The sequence below is a fragment of the Gluconobacter sp. Gdi genome, from assembly GCF_014132155.1.
Lineage (GTDB): Bacteria > Pseudomonadota > Alphaproteobacteria > Acetobacterales > Acetobacteraceae > Gluconobacter.
Genome location: NZ_BLJQ01000002.1, coordinates 391,208 through 411,489, shown reverse-complemented (window position 1 = coordinate 411,489; position 20,282 = coordinate 391,208). Strand labels below are relative to the sequence as shown.

Below are 20,282 nucleotides of genomic sequence, written 5' to 3'. Positions count from 1 at the left end.
GTTCCTACCCCGTTATAATATCACCTAGGCCACCCAGATAAGATGCCAGATCAACTTTCAGAGGCATAAGATAGGCATTGTCGTTCTTTTCGCGCACTAGTGTCAGCATCTGGCGCGCAAGATGGACGTTCCCTTCAAGGGTATCGTCATAGTCTTTGGGGAACACCACATGGTTAACGCGCTCCCAGTATCGCCGGGACCGTTCGCCCAAGACGGGTGAGACGCCCCAGAACACCGTATCGTCCTGCAACCAGTCCATAGAGAGCTGGAGCATGTGCAGATCAAACAGCGGTTGAGTAAAGAAACCGCAGGCCCCGGCGTCTTTTTTCCGGGCAATATCTTCCAGCTCCAGCCAGGGAGCCCGGCGGTAAGGGTCAAATACCGCGTAAACATCCAGATGCGGCACTTCCTTGCGATACCGCGCAATAATTTCCGCAGAAGTATTTGGATAGGAAACTCGATCACTTCCCGCAGGCAGTGGATCGCCTGCCACCACAAGCACGGATTTCAATTCTGGACGATCTGCACCCGGAAGAGGCGCTCCAGGAGCAATATCGATTGCGCGAATATGTGGAATCACATCCATGCCTGACCGACGGTTAACCTGTGCAGCAGCATCGTCACTGCGCAGGTCGAAACGGATCAGATCTGGAATATTCAGAAGGCCAACCTGCGGAAGCACTTTCTGTACCACCGCCACATCATCAAACAGAGCGTCTTCCGAGCGGGGAACCAGTTCAACAGAAACACGCATCAGAGGGCTTCACCCTTGCTTTGCCCCTGTGTAACGCGCGCAGCCTGAAGCGTATTGTGCAGGAGGCAGGCAATTGTCATTGGGCCAACGCCACCCGGAACAGGCGTAATATGGCCTGCAATCGGGAGCGCTTCCTCAAAAGCAACATCTCCCACAAGTCGTGTCCGGCCTTCAGGCGTCGGGACGCGCGTAATACCAACGTCAATGACGGTGGCGCCCGGTTTGATCCAGTCTCCGCGAACGAGACCGTGCTTGCCAGTTGCCACAACCAGAATGTCTGCCTCACGTGCCAGTGCTCGTGTGTCCCGCGTATGGATATGCGCGACCGAGATCGTGCAGTTCTGCTTCAACAGAAGCTGCGCCATGGGCTTTCCAACCAGACTGGACGCCCCGATCACCACAGCATGCTTGCCCGTCATGTCCTTATGAACAGACTGTAAGAGCATAAGACATCCCAGCGGCGTGCAGGGGACGAGCCCGTCAATGCCCAGAGACAGGCGCCCGGCATTCACTTCACCCAGCCCGTCAACATCCTTATGCGGCGCGATCGCATTCGTCACGACGACCGGATCAATCTGGGGCGGCAACGGAAGCTGGACGAGAATACCGTGAATCTGCGGGTTCGCGTTCAGCTGTGCAAGGAGCTCCAGAAGCTCTTCCTGCTTCGTGCTTTGCGGCAGCATGTGCATGAATGAGCGCATGCCAGCACGGTGCGTCTGAATGGCTTTGTTCTTCACATAGACTTCAGATGCGGGATCATTGCCGACCAGAACGACTGCCAGACCCGGCACGGCATTGCCCTGCTCGATAAAGCTGGAAACTTCACGGCCGATACGGTCTGTCAGAGACCGGGCAATACCTTTGCCATCTATGAGTTTGCCGGCCAGTTCAGGGGGAAACGTGCTCATGGGCTCTCCGGATGGCAACAGGCTGCAGTTTCAGTTACGATTCAGGCTACAGCCCGCGTCGTGCGCAGGAAAAGGATGGTCTTATGTCCGAGGAAATACGCAAGAACTTCGCCAGTGACAATGTTACCCCCATCTGCCCTGAAGTCATGGCAGCCTTGCTGGCCGCCAATGAGGGCAGCGTTGGATCTTATGGAGCGGATGATCTTACCCAATCCCTGAACAAACGGTTTGGGGACATCTTCGAGACGGAAGTGGCTGTTTTCCCGATCGCGACTGGAACTGCCGCCAACAGTATCGCGCTTTCCGCGCTGGTCTCACCTTACGGAGCCGTGTTGTGCGACCAGAGCGCCCATATCAACACGGATGAAGGTGGCGCTCCGGAATTCTACATGCACGGCGCCAAGCTCGTCTGCATTCCATCCGCAGAAGGAAAGCTGGACCCGGCGACAATGCCTGCCGTTCTCAGGAATAATGAGGAAAGCGGCATTCTCAGCCCTGTCATTCAGGCCTTGTCACTCACGCAGGCTAACGAATGGGGACTTGTCTATAGTCTGGAGGAGCTGGCCGCACTGACGAGCATCGCACACGACCATGGCCTGAGCGTACATCTTGATGGCGCGCGCCTAGGGAATGCCGTGGCCCATCTTGGCTGCTCTCCAGCGGACGTGACGTGGAAAGCAGGTGTGGATGTTCTGAGTTTCGGAGGCACCAAGGCTGGCGCAATGGCGGCGGAAGCCGTGGTCTTTTTCCTCAATGACCGGACGCGTCCACGGGTTAAAGAGTTCCTGCGGCGCATCAAACGCAGTGGCAATCTGTGGTCCAAGCATCGCTTCCTGAGTGCGCAGCTTCACGCATTGCTGGAAAACGATGTGTGGCTCCGGAACGCTGCGTATGCCAACCAGATGGCCCAGCGCCTCGTCGATGGGCTTCGTCGCCATCCGGCGGCCCAGATGCCTTATGAACGGCAGAGCAACGAGGTTTTCGTCATTCTGCCAGATCTGGTTCTGAAAGATCTGGAAGCCGTGGGCTACACATTCTACCGCTGGCCTACACCGGAAGACGTCTCTGGCACACTGATCCGTCTGGTCACGAGTTACTACACCCGGCCAGAAGATGTAGACGCGCTGCTTGCAGAAATTGCAGCCTAAACCGGCATTTACAAATAAGACGTTGATCCGGGCATTGTTGTCCGGATCAACGGTTTTCTACCGACGATGATCAACCAGCTTTAGATTTCAGGGACGCATCAATTTCTAACGCCAGGCGCGCCATGGTGATGGCCCCGTTCCGGCTTCCCGCGCCACAGATGAAACGGGCCGGATGTGCAAAAACTGCATCCGGAACGCCCGAAACGGCCGCTAGCGCAGTTTTTTCCAGCCCACCCCAGGCTTCCGGCAGTGACACACGCTGCCCGAAATCGCCGCGCACAGGGGGAATGGCCTTCACGTTCCATTGCTCCGGGCCTGCTGGAGAGACAACATAAACAACCGGAAGATCCCGCTCGAAAATGACCTTTTCCGTGGGCATTCCTGTTTCCATGACAAGGATGCGCTTGTCTTCCGCAGCCTCGTAAGCTTCCACAACGCGGTTAGCGGCCTTGAGGCTGGCCCGTACACGGTCAACCATATTGACCAGATGGGATGCGACGGCCGTTGCCGCATTCGCAAACCCTAAAGCTTCACGCTTTTTGGCTTCCTGCGTTCCGTAAAGCTCCGCAGTATCCCAAGCCGGACTGCACGCAGAAACAATGTCCGCAAGAGACAGCTTGCCCATCTTGGCCACGCCATTGTCATCCTGATCAACAGGAATGATCAGGGACTTGTCGAGCGACTGCCAGATGGCGGCAACCATGTCCTCGGTCACCGGTGTGGTGACGATATTGCGGATGGCAGCGTGACCGTAGTCCTTCCACAACAGACCCGCAGCGCTATACGGCGTCCCGTCATCACGCAGGGGCTTGTCCTTCATGTGATGGTCATACCGCCCGATGGACGGATCAAAGATACCGCCGACATCAAAAACGATATCGGCTTCTGCAATACGCTCCGGCGACCGGGTGCGAACAAACTGCAGGCGGTCGTCTGCGTCCTCACCAAGCACACGGCCACGCAGGCTGCCTTCCGGCGAAAGAGCGTAGTGAAGAATGGCGTAACCCAGCGTCTCGTCGGCATGGAAATTGCCCGAATGGGTCAATGCCTTGACGGTTCTGGCTTCTTTTCCGAGACCAATTGGGGTGTGTTCTGACATCTGTACGGACCTGCTGACGGCAAAGGGGTGGTTTCTGATTGTGCCTTCTCATGCCGCACCCCCCAGCCCCAGACAACAAACTTCGTCAGAAACGTGCAGAAAATGCGTTGTTTTCCACTCCATCGAAACAGTGAATCACGCCGTCCATGCATTTCGATGGCGTTGCCATAATCCGTGCTATGTAAGGCCGAATGGAAACAAAGCTCCCCATTCCGCTCGCCGTTCTTGTCGGCATCCAGACCCCTGACGTCGATGACGTCGCACACGAAGCCAGCCTGGAAGAACTGGGGAGACTGGTTAAAACCCTTGGCTATGACGTCATCGGGTCCGTCTCCCAAAAGCGCGAAGGTACGGGTGCTGCGTCGCTCCTTGGTGCTGGCAAGCTGGAAGAGCTCGCAGACATTACCGGCGGCCGCGGGATCATCACACCGATGGTCAAGACCCCGATGACAAAGGCCCGCAAACGCTTTGAGGGCACCGTTGAAGCATCAGAGCCCGATGAAGACGACTCAGATGGCCCTCGCAAGCCAGAATTTGTCATTGTTGACCACGAGCTGACACCCAGTCAGATCCGCAATCTTGAACGCGCTACCGGCGCGCAGGTGCTGGATCGTACGGGTGTCATTGTCGAAATTTTCCATCGTCACGCCAACACCCGCGAAGCAAAGCTTCAGGTGGAGATGGCGCGGCTGAAATACGTTGCACCACGCTTGCGGGAATCTTCGAATGGTGGCGGCAGACAGCAGGGGCCTGGGGCTGGTGAAACCAATCTGTCGCTTGATCGCCGCAAGATCCGGGACCGCCTTGCCGAGCTGAAAACCCAGCTTGAAGCCGTGCAACGCGATAGCGATAACCGGCGTTCTGCACGGCGGGATCAGCTCCGCGTCGCTCTGGTGGGGTACACCAATGCTGGCAAGTCCTCCCTGATGCGCGCGCTCACCGGTAGCGAAGTTCTGGTTCAGGACAAGCTCTTCGCTACGCTTGATACGACAGTCCGGACGCTTCAGCCCGAGACACGTCCGCGTATTCTTGTGTCCGACACGGTGGGCTTCATCAAACAGCTTCCCCATGATCTGGTCGCCTCTTTCCGTTCCACGCTGTCTGAAGCGCTGGAAGCGTCCCTACTGCTGTTTGTCGTAGATGCCTCGGACCCGACTTACGAAGCGCAGCTTGAGGTTAGCCGCAGCGTTCTGCATGAAATCGGGGCCGATGTTGTGCCGTCCCGGCTTGTTCTGAACAAGATGGATAAGGTGGATGACGCCCGGCGCGCTGAATTGCTGGAAAAGCATCCCGATGCCATTCCATTGTCTGCCCATCGGCCGGACGATGTCAGCGCTTTACGGGAAAGCCTGATCACCTTTTTCGAGACAAAGATGGTCGATGATGTTCTGGTACTGCCCTACTCGAAACAGGGGCTGATCGGCGAGATTTACGAAAGTGCCCGTGTCCTGTCCGAAGATCACGACGAGACAGGTCGTATTCTGAAAATCCGGGGCCTGCCAGGTGCCATTGCACGGTTGCACCGAAGTCTCTCGGGAAAATAAAGGCCCTTGCTGCCTTTCTGACCGGGCGAGAAAGACGTTCCACAAAAAAGGCCACCATCTCGTTAAAAATGGTGGCCCAATGTTGTTACTGCGCTTGTGAGGGCAGCACCTTCAAGACGCAAAGACTTTGGAAATTGCAGCCTGAGCCTCGTCCTGAATGGCCTTCAGGTGCTCTGGGCTTTTGAAGCTCTCGGCATAGATTTTGTAAACATCTTCCGTGCCGGACGGACGGGCTGCGAACCAACCGTTTTCCGTCACAACCTTCAGGCCACCGATCGCCGCGCCATTGCCCGGTGCCTTCGTGAGCTTGGCAATAATCTTGTCACCAGCGAGTTCTTCCAGCGGGAACTGTTCCGGCGCCAGCTTGCTGAGCTTGGCCTTCTGTTCCGGGTTCGCCGCTGCGTCGATCCGCGCATAGTACGGCGTGCCGAGGCGAGCGATGATCTCATGGTAGTGCTGGCTCGGGTTCTTGCCCGTCTTGGCCGTGATTTCCGCAGCAAGAAGACCGAGAATGAGGCCATCTTTGTCGGTCGTCCAGACTGAGCCATCACGACGCAGGAAGGTTGCGCCTGCACTCTCCTCGCCGCCAAAGCCCAGCGAGCCATCCATCAGGCCCGGCACGAACCATTTCAGGCCGACCGGCACTTCGACCAGTTTGCGGCCCATATCTGCGACAACGCGATCAATCAGACCACTGCTCACTAGTGTCTTGCCGACGCCAAGATCAAGCTTCCAGTCCGGACGGTTCTGGAACAGGTACGAGACCGCCACAGCCAGATAGTGGTTCGGGTTCATCAGGCCATCCGGCATGGCAACGATGCCATGACGGTCTGCGTCTGTGTCATTGGCGAATGCGACGTCGAAATCCTGGCCCATCTTGATGAGACGCGCCATGGCGTAGGGCGAGGAGCAGTCCATACGGATCTGCCCGTCCCAGTCTGCCGTCATGAACGCGAACTGCGGGTCCACAACATCGCTGACGATCGTAGCGTTCAGGCCGTACTTCTCAACAATCGGCTTCCAGTAACCAACCGCAGCGCCACCCAGCGGATCAATACCAATCTTCACGCCCGCATCACGGATGGCCGCCATGTCGATGACGTTTTCCAGATCGGCCACATACGGCGTGACGTAATCATAGCGCTTGATGGACGGTGCGTTCTTGGCTTCGTCGTAAGGCAGGCGCTTTACGTCCTTCAGGCCGTTCGCCAGCAGCTCATTCGCCATGTCCTGAATGGCTTTCGTCACGGCCGTATCTGCCGGACCACCGTTCGTCGGATTGTACTTGAAGCCACCATCCGTCGGCGGGTTATGGGACGGCGTGACGACAACACCATCGGCCAGCCCCGTTGTGCGGCCTTTGTTGTAGGTCAGGATGGCGTGGGAAATGACGGGGGTTGGCGTGTAGCCATCGTTCTGGTCGATGCGGACATCAATGCCGTGGGCCGCGAAAACCTCAATGGCCGAACGCTGTGCCGGGGCCGACAGGGCGTGCGAGTCAATGCCAATGAAAAGCGGGCCATCAATCCCCTCCGCCTTACGATACCGACAAATTGCTTCACAGATGGCGAGGATATGGCCTTCGTTGAAGCTGGTATGGAAAGACGAACCGCGGTGTCCGGAAGTCCCGAACGAAACACGCTGGGTCGGGATGGAGACGTCCGGCTTACGATCATAATAAGCGGCAACCAGGGCCGATATATCCGTCAACTGCGACTGATCGAGCGTTTTTCCGGCGAGGGGGCTGATATTGGCCATTAATCCAAAATCCTTAACAGATCCGCGTTTTAAGCGACCGTAACGCACGAACGCCAATTGCGGCTGAGAAAAACTTATCTCGGGGCTTCTGTCCAGTTACAGAACTCTGACGCCTTCCCTTGTGACGACCATAAAAAAAGCGGGGAGACATCTGTCCCCCCGCTTTGTTTCGCAAAACCGGATACGAGAATTACTGAAGATCGTCGCCTGAGCTGCCATCATCCGAACCATCAGGCGAGACAGCAACAAAGAGCTGCTGCCCGTCACGCAGGATGCGTAGCAGAGGGGGCTGCTTGCGGGACAGAGCGTCACGCACCTGTGCCACCACAGCCTTCGGAGACGGCGTGACGTGATTTCCCACGGCCACAATAATGTCGCCTGGACGAATGCCAGACTGATCAGCTGGGGAACCCTGAACAACGTCAGCAACGACGGCGCCCTGCACGCTGTCATCCAGGCCTAGTTCCTGTCGGGCGCGCGGCGTCAGGGATGCCAGAGACACACCAAGCTTGCCAGCACCGGCGGACTGGCTACTATCTGCACCACCGCTGCCATGATCCTGGTTAGCAAGGTTGCCCACCGTGAACTTTACATCCATCGGCTTGCCGTCACGCAGCAGGTTTACCGTAGCGTCTGTTCCGGGCGCAATGGAGACAACCTTCACAGCCAGATCATGGCCGTTCTTCACCGGATGGCCATTCAGCGTCAGGATGACGTCGCCGCTCTTGATCCCGGCCTTTTCAGCCGGGCTACCCTTGGAGACGGACGCCACCAGCGTACCATGCGGCGGAGCACCGGGCTCCGGGGACTTCAGGTTGAGCGCCTGAGCCATCGTCGGAGAAATATCCTGCCCCTCGATGCCGAAATAGCCACGCGTCACATGACCCGTCTTTTCAAGCTGATCGACGACAGATCGCACCGTGTTGGACGGAATGGCAAAGCCGATACCGATTGAGCCGCCACCGTTCGGCGAAATGATCATGGAGTTGATGCCCACGACCTTGCCATCCTGCGTGAACAGCGGGCCACCGGAGTTGCCGTGATTGATCGGCGCATCAACCTGAATGAAATCGTTATACGCGCCGGAATGCAGATCACGACCCAGAGCCGAGACGATACCTGCCGTCACGGTTCCGCCAAGACCGTAGGGATTGCCGACGGCAACGACCCATTCGCCCGGCTGGACATCATCAGAATCACCGAGGTCAATGAACGGCAGTTTTCCGGTTGGCTTCACACGCAGAAGAGCCACGTCCGTCTTCGGATCGCGGCCAATGATCTTGGCCTGCAATGTAGTCCCGTCATCCAGCGTGACCGTCACCTTCGTGGCGCCATTCACAACGTGGTTGTTGGTCACAACATAACCATCAGCCGAGATGATGAAGCCTGATCCGCGAGCTTCCACCGTGCGGTTCTGCTGCTGTTGCTGCGGCATCATCTGGAACGGGAAAGGAAACGGGAAAGGCGAACCCTGCATTCCGCCGCCGCCATCACCGCCTGGACCGTTCTCTTCCTGTTCGGCAACATCGGCCTTGATGTGTGCCGTGATGGAGACGACGGCAGGCTTCACCTGCTTCACAAGAGTGACGAAGTTGGGCAGCGCCTGAACATTGGTCTGCGGCTTGATGGCTCCGTTATCCGCCATGGCAGCGGAAGCGGCGACCAGAAAGGTCGTGGCAGCGAGGGCAGCAAGGGAAGCGCGGAAGCGTGTGGTCATGTCAGTCCCGATTGTTACAGAAGAACGGTTCGGTCGTTATAAGTCCGCACTATGCACTGCGTTCCCATTCACCAAGCTGACCGGGAGGTGAAACATCCGTAAGTCTTTGTTTGTCACCCGTTCCGCAGCCGCTGGAAAAATGTCCTGAGCTGATGAGCAGCTTCCCGTTCGCGTAGTCCGCCGATCACTTCAGGTTTGTGCAGGCAGGTCGGCCGTTCAAACACACGCGGGCCATGCTCTACGCCGCCACCTTTGGGATCATAAGCACCGAACACGACACGCTCGCACCGGAAATGCACAATGGCACCCGCGCACATCGGGCAGGGTTCCAGCGTGACCACAAGCGTACATCCTGTCAGGCGCGAAGAGCCAAGCTTCACCGCTGCGGCACGCATGGCCAACAATTCAGCATGGGCAGAGGCGTCATACAGTTCCTCTACGCGGTTGCGCGCCACGGACACGACATCTCCCGCCGCATCCAGCACAACTGCCCCCACGGGAACTTCACCCTGTCGGGCCGCTTCGTCTGCGGCATCAAGAGCCATCTGCATGGCGCGGCTTGTATCGGCCTGAATCATGATGCGATGATGGGGCGTATGACCACTGCCCGTCCATCCCCTTCCCGGAACACAGCTCCGCTCATTGGTCTTACGCTCGATCATGAACCTGGCGGTCCGGGACAATTTTCTCGCTATCCTTATTATGCCTTGCGGGAAAATTATCTCACGGCCCTCAGTGATGCTGGCGGCTTACCAGTCTGCCTGGGGTATATGGGGAACGCGGAAGCGATAGTGGAACGCCTGGACGCCCTCGTTATCACTGGCGGCGCGTTTGATGTTGATCCTGCGCTGTATGGGGAAGAGCCTCATTCTCTGACCGCTCCCCGTCCCGCCAGAACATCTGCCGAGCTTGCCCTTCTGCGTGCTGCGCTCAAGCGGGACATTCCCGTTCTCGGAATCTGCGGCGGCATGCAACTTATGGCCGTGAATGCGGGCGGGACGCTGATCCAGCATCTTCCACCCGAACTGGAACACGAGCAGCCCAACCCTCGCCATGAACCCGGACATACGGTTTCCCTTGTGGCTAGCACCCGCCTGGCCCGCATTGCTGACACCGAGATTATGCACGTCAATTCGTCTCACCATCAGGCTGTGCGAACGGCAGGAAGGGCAAAAATCTCGGCTGTTGCAGCAGACGGTGTGATCGAGGCAATCGAACTGGACGACGCAAAATTCGCCATTGGTGTACAGTGGCATCCTGAATTCACCCTCGACCCCGGCGACCGTCGCCTGTATGCGGCGCTGGTGGAGGCAGCAGCACGATGACCGAAGAACTTAACCCGACCCCTGAAACATCCGACGGCCCAAGAGGCGAACGCATCGCGAAGTTCCTTGCGCGCGCTGGCGTTGCCAGCCGTCGTGACGTGGAACGCATGATCGAAGACGGCCGGATCAAGATGGACGGCCAGCCCGTCACGCATCCCGCAACATTCGTTCAGCCGGGTGACATCGTGCTGGTTGACGGTAAGCCCGTGGATAATCCCGAGCGTACCCGTCTGTGGCGTTATCACAAGCCTGACGGCCTTCTGACCACGCATCGTGACCCGCAGGAACGCCGGACAGTTTTTGACTCCCTGCCTGAGGGAATGCCGCGTGTTATCAGCGTCGGCCGGCTGGATATCAATTCCGAAGGTCTGCTGCTGCTGACAAACGATGGCGAACTGGCACGTCGTCTGGAACTACCCGGCAATGCCTGGGTCCGCCGTTACCGTGTGCGCGTCTTTGGCATGGTGGACGAGAGACGTCTGGCCTCTCTGGTCGATGGTTTTGAATTTGAAGGCATCCGTTATGGCTCGATCGAAGCCGAACTGGATTCCGTCAAGGGTGACAACTCCTGGCTGACCGTCTCTTTGCGTGAAGGCAAGAACCGTGAAATCCGTCAGGTCATGCGCGGCCTGAACCTGCATGTGAGCCGACTGATCCGTCTGTCGTATGGTCCGTTTCAGCTGGGCTCCCTGAAGGCGCGCGAGCTTGAGGAAGTCAACGGTAAGACGCTGCGCGAGCAGATCCCCGATCTACCTGCTCCGACCCGCAAGCGGACCCGCTGATTCATGCGGATTGTTGGCGGAGAGAACAAGGGCCGTGCACTTATGGCCCCACGGGGAGAAGGAACGCGCCCCACATCTGATCGGACGCGGCAGGCCATCTTTGACATGCTCGCTCATGCCCCATGGTACGGGCATGATGAGCTTGAAGAGGCCATTGTCCTGGACGGTTATGCCGGGACAGGGGCGATGGGCCTGGAAGCCCTGTCCCGCGGGGCTCAGCGTGCGTCTTTCATCGAGCGGGACCGTAATGCCCTGAACGCCCTGCGCGCCAATCTCGATATCTGTCGCGCCCGGAACATCTCCCGCGTGCTGAGTTGCAGCGTGACGCATCCGCCCCGTGCGACAGAGCCGCATACGCTGATTTTCCTGGATCCACCTTACGGGAAAACACTGGTCGAATCGGGTCTGCGCGCTCTGGCACGAGGGGGCTGGATTGCTGAAGGTGCACTGATCGTTGCAGAGACGGGAGCAACTGAAGATTTTGCCCCGTTTGTGCCACCTTCCGAACACTTTTCTCCCACACTTCCTGCCGAGCCACTCGTGATCCGGAAATTCGGCGCGGCAAAGGTGACCATCTGGCGACATTCATCCACTGTTCCTTAATTTTCCTACTGTATTCAGTGGCCTGTCAGGTATAATTCAGTCTTGATCTGAAAGCCGTAATCCAGAAAACCGACGGGGTGACGAGACTTGGCCGTGTTCAGCCGTTCGACCAGCACAGTGCGCAACATCGTTCGTGAAGCACACGACCGTCACATGACACCAAAGCTCCGGAGTGCGCTGAACGCCCGCCTCATGGAGCTTCTGGGACTGGGCTTTCTGATTGCGGCTGTTGCCATCGGCATCGCGCTTTGGAGCTTCAACCCGCACGATCCGTCGTTCAATACGTCCACAGGAACAGAGCCGACGAACCTTCTGGGCCGGACCGGCGCCACCATTTCCGATGGTCTGGTGCAGTGGCTGGGCCTAGGAAGCGGTCTGCCGATTGTCGTATTGCTCGCCTGGGCCTGGCGTATGGTCCGTCATCACGGCATGAGCGCCCCCATCGTCCGGATTATTGCTGCACTGCTGCTGCTTCCGGCCGGCGCCACGTTCATTGGCACGCTCCAGCTGCTTATTCCGGGGCTTGAAGTGGCCTGGCCGACCGCGGCTGGTCTGGGCGGCGAAATGGGCGTGTCCTGTGCTCATCGTCTGCTTGACGCCGCACATGCTGAAGCCGGTTCAGCAGGCAGCGCACTAGCAGTGTTTCTTGTTCTGCTCCTGATGGGCATTCTGATGCCACTTGCCATGGGGCTTCAGTGGCGCGAATGGCGTGCCATGGGACAGGGCGCCGCATTGCTGGCCCGCCAGCCCGTGGCCCTTGCCCGACGCATGAACGGCCCGCAGACGTCCGATCGTCCTGCTCCGGACCCGCGTCAGTACGAATTCCAGCGTGGCAATACGGGAAGCAGCCCTGCACCAGATGCAGCGCCCCTGTCTTTTCTGCGTCGCAGCTTCGGCAAGAGCGACCCGAGCACGCGCCCGTCTCCCTTCGTGCCGCAGAATACGGGCTGGATGCAGCCTCCCATGGAAACGGCGGAAGACCCTTACGAGCATCCGGCAGTCATGCGGAAAGAGGCTGCCAGCGCCGCGGCCCCAGATCCGCAGGTGCCGGAAGAGGAAGAAGCGCCGTCCAACCCTTATGCGGAACGACTGGCACAGATTGCGCGCCAGCGGAACGTTCAAACGATCCAGCGTTCGCATGTTGAAGACGATACGGATGAAGATGGGCCGCAGAGCAGCATCGAGCCGCCTGCACCAGAGCCGGAACAGCGCCGCAGCCTCTTCGGAATGCGTCGTCCTGAGCGCCCGGCTCAGCCACAACCTGCCGCCCGCCCGATGCCACCGCGCACCCCCGCAGCAACAGGCTGGGAACTTCCCCCGCTGTCTCTGCTGAACCCACCGCCTGCACACGCCTCCACAGGTCCCTCGCAGGAAACGCTTCAGTCCAATGCACGACTGCTGGAAAGCGTTCTGGCGGATTACGGCGTTCAGGGCACGATTGGCGACATTCACGCAGGCCCGGTTGTCACGCTTTATGAGCTTGAACCGGCTCCGGGTATCCGATCGTCACGTGTGATCGGTCTGGCGGATGACGTGGCGCGCTCCCTCTCCGTTCTCAGTGTGCGCATCGCGACGGTGCCGGGCCGAAATGTCATTGGTATCGAGGTTCCGAACGCCAAGCGCGAGATGGTGTTCTTCTCCGAACTGCTTATGACGCCGGAATGGACCAATGGCGTGGGCCGCCTCCAGATTGCGCTGGGCAAGGATATTGCTGGCGTTCCGGTCTATACGGACCTGGCAAAAATGCCGCACCTTCTGGTCGCTGGTACGACTGGATCGGGTAAGTCCGTCGGTATCAACTCCATGATCCTGTCACTGCTCTATCGGCTTAGTCCGGAAGAGTGCCGTCTGATCATGATTGATCCAAAGATCTTGGAACTGTCGATTTACGACGGAATTCCGCATCTTTTGACCCCAGTGGTGACGGAACCGGCAAAGGCTGTCAGTGCTCTCAAGTGGACCGTGCAGGAGATGGACCGTCGCTATCGTCTGATGGCGCAGCTTCAGGTCCGTAATATCAACGGCTACAACGAACGCGTCAGCCAGCTTCGGGCATCCGGGGAGATGGTGACCCGCCGCGTTCAGACCGGCTTTGACCCTGAGACAGGCAAACCCGTCTTTGACGAACAGCAGGTTCCGCTGGAAAACCTGCCGTATATCGTGGTGGTGATCGACGAAATGGCTGACCTGATGATGGTCGCTGGTAAGGAAATCGAGACGGCGGTGCAGCGTCTTGCGCAGAAGGCGCGTGCGGCTGGTATTCACGTCATCATGGCAACGCAGCGCCCGTCCGTGGACGTGATTACCGGCACCATCAAGGCCAACTTCCCAACCCGTATTTCCTTCCAGGTCATCAGCAAGTTCGACAGTCGTACCATTCTGCAGGAACAGGGTGCCGAGCAGCTTCTTGGTCAGGGTGACATGCTGTTCATGCAAGGTGGTGGCCGTATTACGCGTGTCCACGGCCCGTTTGTGGCGGATGATGAGGTTGAAGAAGTCGTGGCAGATCTGCGCTCAAAGGGCGATCCGATCTACAACGATGACGTTGTCTCCGGGGAAGATGAAGAAGGTGGCTCCTCCGGTGGCGGCATGAGCAGCGGCGGAAGCGGTGGAGATGGTGAAGGCAGCCTGTTCGAACAGGCCGTAGACATTGTCATGACGGAAGGTCGCGCCTCGACCAGCTTTATCCAGCGCCATCTCTCGATCGGGTATAACCGCGCAGCGAAGCTGATCGACCAGATGGAAAAAGAAGGCATCATCGGGCCAGCCAACCATGTGGGCAAACGTGAAATTCTAGCCCGTCGTCCGGCATCCCATGAGGACTGACAGACGCAGAGGCCGCGGCGAAACTTCCCCCTCCCCTGCCCCGCGTGGTCTTTTCTATCTGGGGCAGGATCTTCCTGTTCTGCTGGAAACATCGCGCTTCCTGATCCTGAACAAACCTGCCGGGCTGGCTGTTCACCCCGGTCCATCCACTCAGGATTCCGTAGAGACGCGCCTTGTGACCCATCCACGCGGAGGGCCTTGGCTGGCCCACCGCCTTGATGCGGATACATCTGGCTGCCTGCTGATTGCACGCCGCAAGACGGCTCTGATCGAAGCCCAGAATGCTTTTCAGGCGCGCCAGGTCCGCAAACTGTACTGGACCGTTGTTGAAGGCGTCCCAACTCAGCAGGAAGGCGAAATTTCCGCTCCCCTGCTCCGACATTCGATGCCCTCAGGCTGGCGTATGATTGTGGACCCGAAAGGTGATGCTGCCATCACACGGTGGCGCGTTCTGGGCCAGGCAGGCAGCAGGAGCTGGCTGGAGCTGGAACTTCTGACAGGGCGTACCCATCAGGCCCGCATCCATTGTGCGCATCTCGGAACACCGATTGTGGGTGACCGGGTTTACGGCTCAGAGAATGCGGGTGGCCTGCATCTTCTGGCCCGTAACCTTCACGTACCGTTGGCTGAAGAAACCCTCGACGCTGTTGCGCCGCCCGCCCCAGCTATGGCTGAGGCGCTACGCCACTTAGGATGGGACGGTCAGTCCTGAACGATACGGATGGTTCCGGAGACATCCCGGAGCGTCACATGGTCTTTGCCGTCACCGACCTTTCCACTTGCTGTAATCTTCCGGGATTCACTTGAGACAAGGCTCGGTTTCTCCCACGGACCAACATTCACAGCCAGACCCAGTGACTGCTCAAGGGGAAAGTCTTTCTGCGAACGTCCCTGACGAAGCTGGATGTCGAAGGTGCCACCAAAACCCTTCGGCAAGTGAAGCGTGATATCGCCGGACGCAGATTCCAAAAGCACAGTGCGTGCATTGGGTGCTGAGGTCAGGGTGATGTCCTGATCGCCGCTGGAGCTTTTGGCCGTGACGTCCCCGGCTGCTTTCTCAAGATGCGCGTCACCGCTCACGGTCATCAGCATCGCGGCTCCAGCTGCCCCGGCAACAGTGATATCGCCGCTAACGGACTTGATCTGAAGCGCACCCTGAATCTGACCAATCTGGGTATCACCACTGACCGTTAAGACGGATACGGGGCCATTGGATGATGAAACGTCCGTATCACCACTGACACTTCGGATGGACAGTGGCCCAGAAGAGGTTTTGACCTCCACATCCCCACTAATGGTGGAAATGATCCCCCCTTCCGGCAGGGTTGCGTAAGATAGATCTTCGCTGGATGTGCTCTGACTGAGCGGAGCAGCGAGCGCGCTGGAAGTCAGGCAGGTTGCAGCAAGCAGCACAGGGAAAACGGCACGGACAACAGGCATTGTATTCGCTTTCTTTGGCATCAGAAGGAGTTGGATGATGCAACCGGGCGGTTCATCAATGCTGCATACATTCCACGCACGACGGCCCAGGCGGTGAGAATACCCCATGTCAGGGTCAGTCCCCACGGCACGACCATGAAGACCAGACCAAGACCACCCGTGATGGCACCAAGCCCTGCGACCATCAGGTGAATCAGGCCAATAACTGTCAGCGCAAATGCACCGTACCAGAACAGTCTGATCTGCCAGTCCAGCTGGGCACGTTTCAGGCCAGTTGCGGAGCGGCGCGCTACATGGGCGAGTGTTACGCCCACGAATGCCGTAATTCCTGTAAAGAAGCCGGCGAGATACAGCGCATAAATCAGCAGGACGTAGTCACGGCCCGTATCCTGTCGGGCGGCTCCATAACCGGACATCGTCGTGGTGTACATGAATGAACTCCTCTGGAGGATGATCCTCAACAGAAGAGCTCATGCAGAAACTGTGCCAGTTCCTGATTTTCCTATCAGCCTGCCTTACCACTCAATGCAAGACAGACTGAGAATGGCGTAATTCGCCAGTTTATTCGCCAAGCACCCGGAAGCGATCAGGCAGTGGCCCCTGGTTCTGCGTCAGGGATCGTACGCCATAAAACAGCGACACGAGCAGAGCGATGTTCCACAGAGCAAAAATACCAATCGGAATCAGGAAGAGGAGCTGTCCTGGCCCGGAACTTCCGGGAGGTTCGGTAATGAAGCAGGCGCCGAAAAGAGCAGCACATCCAATAATGAAGGCAACGTCATACCAGAACAGGCGAATGAGCCAGCTCAGATGCGTTCGGACCACACCGTGGCTGGAGCCTTTCAGGACGTAAGCGAGGATCACTCCCGCCAATAGGGAAATGCCCGTGAAAAACCGGGCGATATAGAGCCCATAAACAAGGAGAACGCCTCCACGACCCGGACCTTCGGGCGAGAGAGAAAAATTGGTCATGACAGCCTCCTTCAGCTGGTCCCCTTTATAGCAGAAACGTCCGACCAAAGGCCGAACGCTTCTATCGGGCAGAATATGTTTTGGGAGATTAGCGGCCGAGCTTGCGCAGCTTTGTGCCCTGCATCAGTCGCTTCTCAATAACAGCCAGAGACATGCCCTTTGTTTCTGGCACAAACAGAATTGTCAGCAGCAAAAACAGTGCATTCAGGCCTGCGAAGAGCCAGAATGTTCCGCCTGTTCCAATAGCTTTCATAAGCGACAAAAAGCTCACACCCACCAGAAGATTGGTCATCCAGTTTGTGAATGTTGACATCGCAATACCGAAATCGCGCCCGCCAAGAGGCTGAATTTCCGCACAAAGAACCCACATCAGCGGGCCAGCAGACATCGCAAATCCGGCACAGAAGATCATCAGCAGGAACACGGCTGCAATCTGGGAAGACTGCGTTGTCATGCCGCCCTGAAGCAGCATGGCAAGCACGCCCATTCCAATCGCCATGACCGTGAAGCCCGCATACAGGATTGGCTTACGGCCCCAGCGATCCACAAGACCAACCGCCACGAACGTTGCCAGCATGTTGACCAGGCCGATAATGGCCGTGCACCACATTTGGGAATGCGCATCGAAATGAGCCGCCGCCAAAATATTAGGGGCGTAATACATGACGATATTGATGCCTGCGAGCTGCTGCATCGCCTGCAACATGATGCCAAGAGCGACAGAACGACGGAAATTGCTGTTGGTGCGGAACAGCTTGAAGCCTTCCTGTTTGGTTTCAAGCTGTTCACGAATGGCGCGAATTTCCTTGGCAGCCTCCAGCGGGTCATTCCGCAGATCCACGAGGATTTCACGGGCTTCCTTGTGACGTCCCTGCATAATCAGCCAGCGCGGGCTGTATGGCAGAAACAGAACACCAATCAGAAACAGGACCGCAGGAATACCTGCGACACCGAACATCCAGCGCCAGTTTTCACTGTAGGAAAAATAGGTGTCTGACAGGAAGGCAACGAAAATACCGACCGTCACCATCAGCTGGTAGGTCGAGACCATGGCGCCACGAGACTCTTCGCTGGCGATTTCCGACAGGTACAGCGGCGCCGTAAAGGCTGAAATACCGACCGCAATCCCCATGATAACGCGGAAGACAATGATGGAAGGAATGGACCACCCCATGGCACAGCCCAGCGTTCCAACCACGAACACTGCTGCGCCAAGAATAAGGGATCGCTTACGGCCCAGATGATGGGAGAGCCAGCCTGCACCCAAAGCACCAGCGGCGGCACCTGCCATCATGGAGCTGACGACCCATTCCAGCGCCAGCGTAGACGTATGGAATTCCTGACCGATCAGATCCAGAGCACCCGCAACAACACCGATATCCAGACCGGACATTAACCCTGCGAGGGCAGCAATCACTCCAATGGCGATGATCTTGAACCGTGTTGGATCAAAAACAGATGTTCCACTGTTATCTGGCTGGATGGTCTCTTCGGTCCTGACCTGATCCGTCATGCTTGGCGGGTATCCTTCGCAAAAAAATGACATCCACCTGTTGGGGTGGATGCCTGAATAGTCACTTTATATACACGATCTGACTCAGATCGTGAGGGCAGCCCTGATCTTACCGACTGTGACGCCCTACCAGTTTCGCAGTGTGTGCGTCTTGGTACGAACGAAAACCGCATGATCTTCCGGCATCCGGCAGAGCGATTCACCCCCGAAATGATGCAGCAGAGCCAACATGGCCACTTCTGCCGCCCTGTTGGAACCGTCATCCGTCTTGATGGCGAAACCCAGTCCCTGTTCCGGCAATGCTGCGATCATGACATCTTCAGCGCCCGTTTGATGAACGCACGAGTTTCGAAATTGTTCATGACCGTTGTGTCGTATCGTCCGATTCCGGCCATCATGAACAGATGGGCTGCCACAGCCTCCCTAAGCCGCTGTGTCGCTTTGGCTCTTTCAGAAGAAAGGCCGACACCACTCCCAAACCGGGCAAAACCATGGACAAGAGCCTTCAGAGGCACTGCATATGTTGGCATTGAACGGCCATCCGTTACCCCGGTTGGCAGGAGCTTCTTCGCCATTGTGAGAGGCACAGGCGAAGGCAAGAGCTTCGTCGGAAAGACCAAGCCGATCAGCCGCTTCACTTTCGACGAGTTCAATTGCCAGCAGGGACTTGACGGTCGAGCGTGGAAAGACCGCTTTCTCCGCATCCCCACAGGACCAGACGACAGAACCATCTGCATCCACCACCACCGCCCGACCGAGAGACCGTGACTCAACCTGTTTCCCGCGCATGACTTTCGCGAGCAATCCTGAGCCCGCTTGTTCTGCCATGTCCCTGAACCTCTGTTGTCAGCTGCGTGATGGATCTTTTACGACCAGCACATAGCAGGGCCCGTTGCCCTCATGAGCCACCTCCAGCCAGGAGTGGATTAGTCGACGTCGCACACGCAGAATACCAATTTCCTGCTCTGGCGGAATGTCAGCCAGAGCCAATACTGCCTGAGGGCCTTCGAGAAAAACCAGCCGATCTGCGAGGGACAATCCGTCTTTGAAAATGGCTTGTCCCTGAGCGAAATCCATCAAGGCGTACAGAAAAGTCTCGCCTGCCGGAGGGCGGAACGCCACAGCATCAAGCATGATAGCGCCCACGTCCTCAGCAGTGAGATGCGTTACCGGAGGCTGCCAGTCCAGAAGGTCAGGCTGAGGGATATCCGGGGTCTTCTTAACCCGGCGGACCTGGGGCGAAGGTGATGAGCGCTCTGGAAGAGTGTCAAACGGCAGGGCGGGCGGTCGAGAACGTCTCACGCCCATGATGGGTCAGTTCCCGCTTCGAGCGCCGGTTTTCTGACAGGCGGCGCAAACGCCTTCAATCTCTACAGTCGCGGCCTCAGCCCGGAAGCCAACGTCTTTGGCCGCCAGCATAAGAGCCGGGACAATCGTTTCCTGCTCAAGCTCCCACGCCCGGCCACAGGATTTGCAGATCAGGAACTGAGCACGATGAACGCCCCATTCTCCATGATCGCACCCATGGTGGCAGTCTGTCGCATGGGAGCAGGCAACGAAAGCACTCAGTCTTTCAAGCCGATGGATCAGCCCCTGTTCCAGAAGGAAATCCAGTGCACGGTAAACGGTCGGAGGGGCGGCATTGGGGTGCGCTGGCCGCAATCGCGCCAGCAAATCGTAAGCACCAGACGGCTTATCGGAAGACAGGATCAGCCCAAGAACCTGACGTCGCGTCTCCGTCAGGCGTTGCCCACGGTGACGGCACCAGTCCCCAGCCCGCTCAAGACGGGAGGTGATGGATGGGGAAAAGGACAGGTCCTCCGCAGAGGAGGTCTCAAAAGACGAATCCGGCATGGTCTCTCCTATATGGCATCATGCCGACTGTTTTTCGAT

General features: G+C 57.8%; 20 protein-coding genes and 1 pseudogene. 7 read left to right on the top strand and 14 right to left on the bottom strand.

The window, feature by feature from the left end; all coding sequences use genetic code 11:
* Positions 1-4 precede the first annotated feature (4 nt).
* The gene (locus tag JN414_RS05775) at positions 5-754 is read right to left on the bottom strand and encodes a methylenetetrahydrofolate reductase (RefSeq protein WP_202207078.1); all 750 of its coding nucleotides are present in this window, start codon (positions 752-754) and stop codon (positions 5-7) included.
* On the bottom strand, positions 754-1,662 hold the full coding sequence (folD, locus tag JN414_RS05770; protein WP_202207077.1) for a bifunctional methylenetetrahydrofolate dehydrogenase/methenyltetrahydrofolate cyclohydrolase FolD: 909 nt from the start codon (positions 1,660-1,662) through the stop codon (positions 754-756). Before folD ends, JN414_RS05775 begins: the two co-directional genes overlap by 1 nt.
* Before the next feature lie 83 nt (positions 1,663-1,745).
* Here folD and JN414_RS05765 point away from each other — a divergent pair, with 83 nt between their 5' ends.
* Positions 1,746-2,810, top strand: a complete 1,065-nt coding sequence (locus tag JN414_RS05765) for a low specificity L-threonine aldolase (RefSeq protein WP_202207076.1) — start codon at positions 1,746-1,748, stop codon at positions 2,808-2,810.
* Between the two features lie 70 nt (positions 2,811-2,880).
* On the opposite strand, the gene JN414_RS05760 is transcribed toward JN414_RS05765, so the two are convergent.
* A complete protein-coding gene (locus tag JN414_RS05760) occupies positions 2,881-3,909 on the bottom strand; it encodes an MYG1 family protein (RefSeq protein ID WP_202207075.1) in 1,029 nt (342 codons plus the stop codon).
* A 191-nt stretch (positions 3,910-4,100) separates the two neighbouring features.
* On the opposite strand from JN414_RS05760, the gene hflX reads away from it, so the two are divergent.
* The gene (hflX, locus tag JN414_RS05755; RefSeq protein ID WP_202207074.1) at positions 4,101-5,453 is read left to right on the top strand and encodes a GTPase HflX; all 1,353 of its coding nucleotides are present in this window, start codon (positions 4,101-4,103) and stop codon (positions 5,451-5,453) included.
* 111 nt (positions 5,454-5,564) lie between these two features.
* Here hflX and pgm read toward each other — a convergent pair whose 3' ends face one another.
* The 3 genes from pgm to JN414_RS05740 form a co-directional block, all read right to left on the bottom strand.
* Positions 5,565-7,211 carry a phosphoglucomutase (alpha-D-glucose-1,6-bisphosphate-dependent) gene (gene pgm / locus JN414_RS05750; RefSeq protein WP_202207073.1) on the bottom strand — a complete coding sequence of 549 codons (1,647 nt, stop codon included), beginning with the start codon at positions 7,209-7,211 and terminating at the stop codon, positions 5,565-5,567.
* A gap of 190 nt (positions 7,212-7,401) precedes the next feature.
* Complete coding sequence (locus JN414_RS05745) at positions 7,402-8,928, bottom strand: Do family serine endopeptidase (RefSeq protein WP_202207072.1); 1,527 nt, start codon at positions 8,926-8,928, stop codon at positions 7,402-7,404.
* Positions 8,929-9,041: 113 nt separating this feature from the next.
* Positions 9,042-9,506, bottom strand: coding sequence for a nucleoside deaminase (locus JN414_RS05740; RefSeq protein WP_202207071.1), 465 nt, complete (start codon positions 9,504-9,506; stop codon positions 9,042-9,044).
* Between the two features lie 6 nt (positions 9,507-9,512).
* Here JN414_RS05740 and JN414_RS05735 point away from each other — a divergent pair, with 6 nt between their 5' ends.
* The 5 genes from JN414_RS05735 to JN414_RS05715 all read left to right on the top strand — a co-directional run bounded on the left by JN414_RS05735 (position 9,513) and on the right by JN414_RS05715 (position 15,176).
* Entirely contained in the window at positions 9,513-10,253 is a 741-nt protein-coding gene (locus JN414_RS05735; RefSeq protein ID WP_202207070.1) for a gamma-glutamyl-gamma-aminobutyrate hydrolase family protein, read from the top strand.
* Complete coding sequence (locus JN414_RS05730; protein ID WP_046900642.1) at positions 10,250-11,035, top strand: pseudouridine synthase; 786 nt, start codon at positions 10,250-10,252, stop codon at positions 11,033-11,035. The genes JN414_RS05735 and JN414_RS05730 overlap by 4 nt, the downstream gene beginning before the upstream one ends.
* A gap of 3 nt (positions 11,036-11,038) precedes the next feature.
* Positions 11,039-11,638 (top strand): 16S rRNA (guanine(966)-N(2))-methyltransferase RsmD, encoded by a 600-nt coding sequence (rsmD, locus tag JN414_RS05725; protein ID WP_202207069.1) that lies wholly within the window; start codon positions 11,039-11,041, stop codon positions 11,636-11,638.
* A gap of 117 nt (positions 11,639-11,755) precedes the next feature.
* A complete protein-coding gene (locus tag JN414_RS05720) occupies positions 11,756-14,464 on the top strand; it encodes a DNA translocase FtsK (RefSeq protein WP_202207263.1) in 2,709 nt (902 codons plus the stop codon).
* Complete coding sequence (locus JN414_RS05715; RefSeq protein WP_202207068.1) at positions 14,454-15,176, top strand: RluA family pseudouridine synthase; 723 nt, start codon at positions 14,454-14,456, stop codon at positions 15,174-15,176. Before JN414_RS05720 ends, JN414_RS05715 begins: the two co-directional genes overlap by 11 nt.
* On the opposite strand, the gene JN414_RS05710 is transcribed toward JN414_RS05715, so the two are convergent.
* The 8 genes and pseudogenes from JN414_RS05710 to JN414_RS05680 form a co-directional block, all read right to left on the bottom strand.
* Positions 15,167-15,904: a DUF4097 family beta strand repeat-containing protein gene (locus tag JN414_RS05710; RefSeq protein WP_202207067.1), complete on the bottom strand. Its 738-nt coding sequence runs from the start codon at positions 15,902-15,904 to the stop codon at positions 15,167-15,169. The two genes, JN414_RS05715 and JN414_RS05710, sit on opposite strands and share 10 nt — an antisense overlap.
* A 20-nt stretch (positions 15,905-15,924) precedes the next feature.
* On the bottom strand, positions 15,925-16,335 hold the full coding sequence (locus tag JN414_RS05705; RefSeq protein WP_099211614.1) for a hypothetical protein: 411 nt from the start codon (positions 16,333-16,335) through the stop codon (positions 15,925-15,927).
* Positions 16,336-16,465: 130 nt separating this feature from the next.
* Entirely contained in the window at positions 16,466-16,876 is a 411-nt protein-coding gene (locus JN414_RS05700) for a hypothetical protein (protein WP_202207066.1), read from the bottom strand.
* 88 nt (positions 16,877-16,964) lie between these two features.
* A complete protein-coding gene (locus JN414_RS05695; protein WP_237389892.1) occupies positions 16,965-18,389 on the bottom strand; it encodes a sugar porter family MFS transporter in 1,425 nt (474 codons plus the stop codon).
* 126 nt (positions 18,390-18,515) lie between these two features.
* A pseudogene (locus JN414_RS16820) lies at positions 18,516-18,919 on the bottom strand (asparaginase).
* On the bottom strand, positions 18,840-19,217 hold the full coding sequence (locus tag JN414_RS16815; RefSeq protein ID WP_237389891.1) for an asparaginase: 378 nt from the start codon (positions 19,215-19,217) through the stop codon (positions 18,840-18,842). The pseudogene JN414_RS16820 and the gene JN414_RS16815 overlap by 80 nt, the downstream one beginning before the upstream one ends.
* Before the next feature lie 18 nt (positions 19,218-19,235).
* Positions 19,236-19,697: a hypothetical protein gene (locus JN414_RS05685; protein ID WP_202207065.1), complete on the bottom strand. Its 462-nt coding sequence runs from the start codon at positions 19,695-19,697 to the stop codon at positions 19,236-19,238.
* Between the two features lie 6 nt (positions 19,698-19,703).
* Entirely contained in the window at positions 19,704-20,243 is a 540-nt protein-coding gene (locus JN414_RS05680) for a Fur family transcriptional regulator (RefSeq protein ID WP_046900634.1), read from the bottom strand.
* Positions 20,244-20,282: the final 39 nt, after the last annotated feature.